The sequence below is a fragment of the Bradyrhizobium sp. SZCCHNR1093 genome (assembly GCF_032381175.1).
In the GTDB taxonomy this organism is placed as follows: domain Bacteria; phylum Pseudomonadota; class Alphaproteobacteria; order Rhizobiales; family Xanthobacteraceae; genus Bradyrhizobium.
In genome coordinates this window covers 472415-481775 of record NZ_JAUHJJ010000005.1, presented here as the reverse complement: position 1 = coordinate 481775, position 9361 = coordinate 472415, and the positions used below count along the sequence as shown (strand labels likewise).

General features: G+C 61.9%; 4 protein-coding genes and 1 pseudogene. All 5 read left to right on the top strand.

The annotated features are described in order from the left end of the window. Positions 1-1445 (top strand): thioester reductase domain-containing protein (locus QX070_RS20050; protein WP_315738711.1); only part of this gene is annotated, 1445 nt, incomplete at its 5' end. A gap of 16 nt (positions 1446-1461) precedes the next feature. Next, on the top strand, positions 1462-2883 hold the full coding sequence (locus QX070_RS20045) for a glycosyltransferase (protein ID WP_315738710.1): 1422 nt from the start codon (positions 1462-1464) through the stop codon (positions 2881-2883). Between the two features lie 168 nt (positions 2884-3051). Continuing rightward, positions 3052-4263 (top strand): efflux RND transporter periplasmic adaptor subunit, encoded by a 1212-nt coding sequence (locus QX070_RS20040; RefSeq protein WP_315738709.1) that lies wholly within the window; start codon positions 3052-3054, stop codon positions 4261-4263. 1 nt (position 4264) lies between these two features. Then, entirely contained in the window at positions 4265-7393 is a 3129-nt protein-coding gene (locus QX070_RS20035; RefSeq protein ID WP_315738745.1) for an efflux RND transporter permease subunit, read from the top strand. A 7-nt stretch (positions 7394-7400) separates the two neighbouring features. Then, positions 7401-8100, top strand: a pseudogene (locus QX070_RS20030) (DUF932 domain-containing protein); the annotation flags it as partial. Between the last annotated feature and the right edge of the window lie 1261 nt (positions 8101-9361).

Sequence of the window (9361 nt, the reverse complement as noted above, 5' to 3'; positions counted from 1 at the left end):
ACACCCCGCCGCGGACACCACGCGAAGAGAAACTCTGCGCTCTGTTTGCCGAGACCCTCGGGCTCGAGCGCGTCGGGGTCCATGACAACTTCTTCGATCTCGGCGGCCATTCGCTGCTCGCCATCCGTCTTGGCCGCCGCATCCGCGACGAGATCCAGCCGGACTTCCCGATCACGGCGGTCTATGCGACGCCCATCGTCCGGGACCTCGCAGCGCAGCTCGATCTCGACGGACCTTCGGAGGGGCCGCTGGACTTGTCCCGCGACATTCTCCTGCCGACGCACATCAGGCTGATCGGCGGGCGCGCGCCGCAGAAGCCCAAACGCATTTTCCTGACGGGCGCCACCGGCTTCGTCGGCAGTCATCTTCTCTCCACGCTGATCCAGGAGACGGACGCGCAAATCGCCTGCCACGTTCGCGCCCCAGATCGGCAATCGGCCGAAGCCCGTTTGCGGCAGGCGCTCGATAAGCGAAAGCTTTCGGCGTGTTGGGACGAGGATCGTATCGAGGTTCTGACCGGAAATCTCGGACATCCGGCTCTCGGACTCGATGAGAGGGGTGTCCGCATTGTGCGAGACGAGTGCGAAGCGATCTATCATTGCGGCGCGAGCGTCGAATTCCTCCATCACTATGCTGCGATAAAACCCGCCAATGTGGACAGCGTCCTCACGCTGCTCGATTGGACCGTGAGTGGACGACCAAAGCGGCTGCACTACGTTTCCACCCTTGCGGTGATCGACAAATATCAGTCTGGGCCGGTGTCGGAGCAGACTGATCTGACCTCGTGGCAGGGTCTCGCGAGCGGCTATAGCCAAAGCAAGTGGGTCGGCGACACGCTCGTCCGGCAGGCGCAGCTTCGCGGCCTGCCGCTGTCGATCTATCGCCTCAGCAGCGTCACTGGTGATCGCGCGAACGGAATCTGCAACGAAACGGATCTGATCTGGCGCCTTGTCCGGCTCTATGCGGAACTTGGCGCGATTCCCGACCTGGACCTGATGTTGAACATGACGCCGGCCGATGACGTCGCGCGAGCGATCGTCCGGCTCGCGGGCAGGGAAGCGTCCTGGGGAAGCGTCTATCATCTCATGAACCGTGAACCAATTGATGTGCGGGAGGTCCCACGGATCTTTCGCCGGCTCGGCCTTCGGCTCGACCTCGTGCCGCTCGATCAATGGATCGACATTGGACGACGGCGGCTTGCCGAAACACAGGACGATGATCTCGCAGCCGTCCTGTCGATCGTGTCAAAGGAGGACACGTCGCGATCGCACCCGGAAATTACCTCGGACTTCACGCAGGAACACTTGGCTGCGGTGGGCGCGGCGATCGCTCCGGTCAGCGCGGCCCTTCTCGAACGCTATTTTGTCAATCTGCGGCTCGCAGGAACTGTGTCCGATGCGGTTGCCAGAAACGGCGAAATGAACAGCGATCGGTTGGTGGGTTAGGATAGGAGAGCACAACATGGCGCGGTTTCTCATCGCGGTCACCGCGCTACCCGGTCACGTATTTCCCTTGTTGGCCGTTGCCCAACTCCTCGTTGGTCGCGGCCACGAGGTCGTCGTATATAGCGGGAGCCTGTTCAGAGAGCGAGTGGAGGCGACCGGCGCGCGCTTCGTCGCGTTTCGCCCGGAAATCGACGTCGATTATCGGAAGCTCGACGAGCGCTTTCCCGAACGCCGCAAGTTTGCACCTGGCCCCGCTCAGCTCTGCTTCGGATTGAAGCACATCTTTGCGGATGCAATGCCGCATCAGGCCGCCGGGATACGCGAGCTGCGCCGCGACTTTCCTTTCGATGCGATCATCACCGATACGATGTTCTGCGGGACCTTTCCGCTCGTGCTCGGGCCGCCGGAAAAAAGAGCCCCGATCGTCGCGCTCGGGATCACCGCTCTCGCCTTGTCGAGCGCGGACACCGCATTCTTCGGCACCGCGCTCCCGCCATCCATCACGCCAGCCGATCGCGCGCGCAATGCTGCAACGAACAGCCACCTGCAACAAGCGATCTTCGGCTCGGTGCAGCAATACTTCAACGATGTCCTGGTGAAGAACGGGGCGCGCCCTCTGCCGGCATTTCTGTTCGATAGCATGATCACGCTGCCGGATCTGTATTTGCAGCTTACGGCCAAGGAGTTCGAATATTCGCGTGGCAAGATGCCAGACAGCATCCGCTTCGTCGGACCGCTGCTGCCACCGCCATCGATCGGCTTCCACCCGCCGCCTTGGTGGGACGACGTCGACAAAGCGGGTCCGATCGTACTCGTCACGCAAGGCACTCTCGCAAACGGCGATCTTGGGCAGCTTGTCGGACCAACTCTGACGGCCCTGGCGAACGAGGAACTGACGGTGATCGCATGCACCGGCGGCCCACCAGTCGAATCGATCCCGGTGGTGTTGCAGCCCAATGCGAAGGCGGTGACATTCCTGCCGTTCGACCGCCTGCTCCCGAAGGTGAGCGTCATGGTGACCAATGGCGGTTATGGCGCCGTCAATCACGCGCTCAGTCTCGGTGTGCCGTTGGTGGTTGCCGGGGATAGTGAGGAAAAGCCGGAAATCGCTGCGCGGGTCGCGTGGGCAGGCGCCGGCATCAATCTTGGAACCGGCCGGCCATCCGTCTCGCAGATTCGCGAGGCGGTCCGTGCCGTGCTCACCAAGCCGCAATACCGACGCGGTGCGCAAGCGTTACGCACCGCGTTCGTCCGCCACAACGCTCGTGACGAGATTGCGGAACTGGTCGAACGGCTTGCGGCGGGCGGATCGTCGGCCAGCTCTCAGGGAAATCCGCGTCACAGGTTCGACCCTGTCGGTACTCCTGCGGAGGCCGCCAGCCGCCGGACGATCGACGTCGACGCTGGTTTGATACGCGGGACGTTGGGAACGGTTTGATCCGTCCTGATCCTCGAACGGCGTACGCCATACTCATTCGAAAAGCGGTCGATCGCGGATGCTGACGCCGGCCGTCGGATTCACATCATGCCGGCTTCGCGGTCGGATCCAAAGGAAGGTAGTCGGGTGAAAAGGCCGGTGTTAAGGTTCGCTTGGATCGCCCTCCTAGTGCTCGCCGTCACGGTCTGCGTCTACATCTTCGCTGTGATCGGCGCGGGGCGCCAGCAGGCCGAAGCGGTCGCAACGCAAATCTCCGATCCGCGACGGGACGCAGCCGAGCGCCCGGGGGCCGCACCGATCGCCACGACGCTCGCCCGAGCCGTACGGCATTCGATCACCGAGACACTCGCGGTGACCGGATCCCTCGTGGCCCGAGAGGAGGATGTTGTCGGTGCGGAAGTCGACGGGTTACGTATCGTCGAGATGCTGGCCGACGTCGGCGATCGCGTCGAAGAAGGGCAGGTGCTCGCTCGCCTCGACAGCACGATGCTCCGGACACAGCTCGCGCAAAACACCGCGATGATCGCGATAACCCAAGCGTCGGTCGCGCAGATGAACGCGTCGTTGACGGAGATGCAAGCCAACGAAGCGGAAGCGGCGGAGACGTTGAAACGCACGCAAACCTTGAACGCGACCGGCGCGATATCTCCAGCGCAACTCCTGACGCGTGAGACCCAGGCCAAGGTCGCCGCGGCAAAGTCCGCTGCCGCTGCGGAGAATTTGCGCATGGCCGAAGCCCAGGAAGCGTTTGCGGAGGCGCAGCGTGGCGAGATCGAGCTGAAAATCGCGCGAACCGAACTGAAGGCGCCGTCTGCGGGGATTATCTCGCACCGCGCCGCCCGCCTGGGCGCGGTGGCCGGCACGGGGGGCGAACCTCTATTCCGGCTCGTCCGCAACGGTCAAATCGAATTCGATGCCGAGGTTCCGGAAACGGTGCTTCCACAGATCGAGCCAAGCCAAGACGTCGAGGTTTGGCTGCCCGGCGTCAGCGAGGCCGTCATCGGCCATGTGCGGCTGGTCGATCCCACTGTAGACAAATCGAGCCGTCTCGGCCGCGTCGCGGTCGCGCTCCCGCCGCATACGGCCATGAGGGCCGGTGTTTTTGCCCGCGGCAGCATTACAATCGGCAAGCGACAAGCCATCACTGTGCCGTTGTCCGCCGTGAGCTTCAGCAAGAATGGCACCTATGTTCAGCTTGCGACCAACGATGTCGTCGAAATCCGCAATGTCCAGACCGGCCTCAAACGCGGCACCCGTGTCGAAATTGTCGACGGGCTGATCGAAGGTCAGGAGGTCGTCGTTCGAGCCGCCGCTTTTGTCAGGCCAGGCGAACGGATCTTGCCGGTCCGCAGCGATGCTGGACCAGGGCGGGCAGATTGATATGGCCCTCAACATCTCCGCCTGGTCGATTCGTAAGCCTATTCCGTCATTGGTGTTGTTTGGCGTCCTGATCGTGCTCGGCGCGGTCAGCCTGAAGACCCTGCCGATAACGCAGATGCCCAACATCGACATCCCCATCGTGACCGTCACGATCGCCCAGACCGGCGCTGCGCCGAGTGAGCTGGAAACGCAGGTCACGAAGAACGTAGAGAATGCGGCGACCGGGGTCGTCGGGGTCAAGCACATCACGTCGAGCATCTCTGACGGGGTCTCCGTGACGACCATCGAGTTTCAACTGGGGACGCCGGCGGACCGTGCGGTCAACGACGTCCGCAATGCGATGGCTAACATCCGGTCGGAGTTGCCGCAGAGCATCGAGGAACCCTCGATACAGCGGGTGGAGGTCGAAGGGATGGCAATCGTTACCTATGCCGTGTCGATTCCCTCTTGGACGACCGAGCAGGTGTCCTGGTTCGTCGATGACGTCATCACGGGGGCGCTTCAGGGCGTTCGGGGCGTCGCGCAGGTCAAGCGTGCGGGCGGCGCCGATCGTGAAATCCGGGTATCGCTGCTGCCCGACCGGCTGATCGCACTTGGCATCACCGCGGCGGACGTGAACGAGCAACTGCGAGCGACCAATGTCGATCTCACCGGCGGGCGCGGTGAAGTGGGGTCGGGAGAGCAAACCATACGGATGCTCGCGGGGGCCGCGACGATCGACGGACTGACCAATAGCGCGATCGTGCTGCCGGGCGGTCGAAGGGCTGCGTTGAAGGAGATTGCCACGGTCACCGATGGCGCAGCCGAAGCACGCAGCTTTGCTCGCCTCAATGGGAGTCCGGTGGTCGCCTTCGGTGTCTTTCGTGCAAAGGGCTTCTCCGACGTGGCCGTCGCGGAGGCGGTCGCGAAGAAGTTGCAGGCGCTCACCAACGAGCATCCCGACCTGTCCGTGTCCGAGATCGACAGCACGGTGCGCTATACCAAGTCCGATTATAGAGCCACCATGCAGACGTTGGCCGAAGGCGCAATCCTCGCGGTCATCGTCGTATTGATTTTTCTGCGCGACCTTCGAGCGACGGCGATTTCCGTGCTCGCGATACCACTGTCAATACTTCCGACCTTCTGGGCGATGGACCTCATCGGGTTTTCGCTGAACGCCGTTAGTCTGCTTGCGATCACGCTGGTCACCGGCATCCTGGTCGATGATGCGATCGTCGAGATCGAGAACATCGTCCGGCACATCCGGATGGGCAAATCACCCTATCGCGCCGCGCTCCAGGCGGCCGACGAGATCGGGCTCGCGGTCGTCGCGACGACCATGACCATCGTCGCCATGTTCGTGCCGGTCAGCTTCATGGGCGGCATCGCCGGTCAATACTTCAAGCAGTTCGGCCTCACGGTCGCAATTGCAGTGGCGTTTTCTCTGCTGGTCGCAAGGCTGATAACGCCGCTAATGGCGGCATATTTCCTTCGCGACCGTCAGCACCATGCCGAAGGGCACGGAGTGATCATGCGGCACTATCTTCGCATGCTCGAATGGTCGCTTCGCCACCGCTTCGTCACGCTCGCGCTTGCGGCGCTGGTCTTCCTGGGCTCGCTAATGGTCGCAGGATCCTTACCGCTTGGCTTTCTGCCGACCAATGACCTGTCGCGTTCAGTTCTCCAGATCGAGCTGCCACCGGGCTCGACGATCGCGGATACCGCGGCCGCCGCGGACCGCATCACGGCCCTGCTCGCGAAACGGCCAGAAGTCAGGAGCGTCTATGTCACCGGCGGCGCCGCCGGCGCCAACGGGCTGAGCGTCACCGCCGGTGACGTCCGCAAGGCCACCATCATCGTCGAGCTCGTTGCGCGCAGGAACAGGTCGCACGACCAGAAGGCATTCGAGCACGACATGCGCGCGACGCTCAGCGCGATCGCGGACATACGTTACAGCTTCGGCAATGGCGGCGGCGGACGCGAGTTCACGCTGATCCTTTCCGGACCCGATGGCGCCGCAGTTGAGCAGGCGGCGCTCGCGGTGGAGCGGGACGTCCGGCAGAACGTCTCCGTTCTCGCGAATGTCGTCTCGACTGTGGCTCTTGCCCGGCCGGAGATTCGCATCTTGCCAAGGCTGGAGGAGGCTGCCGATCTTGGAATCTCCGGGACGCAGATCGCCGAAGTTGCACGGATTGCGATGATCGGAGATACATCCGCAAATCTGGCGAAGTTCTCGGCCATCGACCGGCAAGTACCGATCCGCGTGCAACTCGACGAGCGGGCGCGGGGCGATCTATCGACCCTCGATATGCTGCGAATCAGGGCCAAGAACGGCACCGTACCGTTGGCCACGGTCGCCGACGTCGGCTTCGGCGAGGGGCCGACGACCATCGAACGCTATGACAGCAGGCGTCGCGTCGCGATCCAGGCCGATCTCGTCGGAAACACCCCGCTCGGCGAGGCGATCGAGCAGGTTATGGCGCTGCCCTCGGCGCGAAACTTGCCAGCCGGTGTGACGATCGCAAGGTTCGGCGATTCAGAGATCATGGAAGAAGTTTTTTCGAGTTTTTCGCTCGCGATCGCTGCAGGCGTACTCATGGTGCTCTCCGTCCTCGTTCTTCTCTTCGCCGACGCGATGCATCCGATCACCATTATCTTCTCCATGCCGCTTTCGATCGGCGGAGCGTTCCTTGCGCTGCTTCTGACCGGCAATGCCATCAACCTCTCGGCCATTATCGGCTTCCTCATGCTGATGGGAATCGTAACGAAGAACGCGATCCTGCTGGTGGACTTCGCAATCACCGAGGTGGCGAGCGGTGTGGAGCGCACGAAGGCGTTGATCGAAGCCGGCCGCAAGCGCGCTCAGCCCGTGATCATGACCACAGCGGCTATGACCGCAGGCATGGTCCCTTCTGCATTGGGAGTCGGCGAAGGCGGCGCATTCCGTTCCCCCATGGCGGTCGCATTGATTGGCGGGCTGCTCGCCTCGACCTTTCTCAGCCTCGTATTCGTGCCGGCCGCCTTTACGATCATGGACGACGTCGGCCGGATTTTAAGCAGAAAGCTTTCGCGCTTTGTCGGGCCGAAGGATGAAATGAAGCTCGACGAGAGTGACCCGGCCTCACCACGCAGATCGTCTGCACGGCATTGATCGGCTTGAACTCGTTGCGGCCGTTGTGCAGATCGCTGGCAATGGCACCGGTGACACACGATGGAAAGTGCCGGGCGTGCTGGACTGGTCGAGCATGAGCCATAATCCCTTCGTGGACGTGACCAAGGATACGACCACGCTCTATGCCAGTGATCGCGACGTGTCCCTGTTTCTGGTCGACGACACCAATCCAATCGAGGCGGGACGGCTGCCGGACGGCTCGCCCGATGTCTATTTCCGGGGCTTCTACTGTTGGAACAGTGAGGTCGGGAGCAAGACGCTTGGCATAGCGAGCTTCTATCTGCGCGCCGTCTGCATGAACCGCAATCTCTGGGGCGTGGAGAACTTTGATCACCATCCGGCATTCGAAGTTCGCCGCGCAGCGGTTTGCGCATGAAGCTGCACCGGCATTGACGAGTTTTGCCAATTCCTCGCCCGCGCCGTTTGTCGCTGGTATTGCAGCCGCACGGCAGCGGATCGTTGCTCGCACGGATGAGGACCGGGAGAGCTTTCTGCGCAAGAATGGCTTTTCCAAAGCCGAGACATCGAAGGTCATTGAAGCCGTTCTTGGCGAGGAGAACCGCAAGCCGGAGAGCATCTTCGACTTCGTGCAGGGCATCACCGCCGTGGCCCGAAGCAAGGCGCATCAGGACGGAAGACTCGAGCTCGAAAGCAAGGCCAGGCGCCTGATGGAGCGTGCCGCCTGAGCACAAGCCGCGCAACCGGTTGACACCGGTTGCGCGGCCGTCTGCACGCACGGTCTTCAGCGCTGCCGCTCCCGCAAGCCGAACCGGCGGCGCGGCCGCGTGCACACGGCCGGGGGCTCGCCGGTCCTTCAGCCCGGCTCGCGAGAGCATAAATCGAACAGTCGATCACAGATACGACTTCCAGGCGGACGAACGATTCGTCCGACGTTTCTGGATCGCGCTGGTTTGCCAATTTCGCGAGATCATGGGCTTAGTGCGCATCCTGCACGGAACGATATCGCCAACGACGTCGGCATGCAGTGGCGAGCTTGGTGCTGACGTCTGGCCGAAAATCGACTGACAACCGACATCTGATTTGCCGTGGGTGGGCAGAAAGTCAGGCGGCGTGCGTCAGTTGCCACGCGTTGGAAGCGGCTTCATCCTTGGCCCCGCGGCGCTGAATCGTCTTGGTCCAATTTATCAGGCTGACGATTCCCAGGATCGATCGGCCGCTGCGAGCCGCGATCGGTCTGCAGCGGGACTGCCGAGATAGTCTCATTGCTATACGGGGGTAGGAATATGCTCGCCCGATCGTAATGCAAAGAGCCTCCACGAACTTCGCACTCGGAAGGCAGTTTGTTGGCAGCGCAACTGTAGCCATATCGACTTGCCGACCGCAGGACTTAAGCGATTTGTCCGCTGAGATCTGGCTGATCCACAAGCCCCGGAAGAGGACGAGAAGCCAAGCCAAGGATCAAGGAAGGAAGGGAAGGGAGATTTCACACCCTATGCACCCCTGGTGCAGGTCTGAAGCGAGATGATAGTCGCAATTGAACGATATCACCGCCAACCGATGATGGTGCGCTCTCGCCACGGAAATCGATCTGCCTGCTAACTCTTTGCGGCTCGACCGTAAGCCTCTTAGCAATGATCTGACAGAAATTTTTGCCGAAAGATCAGGTGAGAAGAGGGTAGGGTCTGATGGCAAGATAAAAGCGGCTCGCCTGTTGATCAGCAAGCCATTGACATGGCTAGCGTTCAATCGTGCTCGTTCGGTCGAGCTGAGTGCCGCAATCGAGCTTTTTGTCAGCAAAGTGAAAGGCGATTTCGGCACTGATCGCAGTCTAGCGAACTCCGGCGAAAAACTCGGTGGAGCTACGCAACGAGTGCAGGATCTGCGACTCGGAGTGCGGGTTGACCGATCAATCGTGTTGCGCCGCCGTATCTCGGAGCCTTGGCCGATGCGTTCCGCCGCCGCGGCCGGAATGAAATCTTGGTCGTT

Bases quoted from the DNA above. Each gene is read 5' to 3' on its own strand.
- QX070_RS20045 (WP_315738710.1), top strand. From the start codon at position 1,462: ATGGCGCGGTTTCTCATCGCGGTCACCGCGCTACCCGGTCACGTATTT.
- QX070_RS20035 (WP_315738745.1), top strand. From the start codon at position 4,265: ATGGCCCTCAACATCTCCGCCTGGTCGATTCGTAAGCCTATTCCGTCA.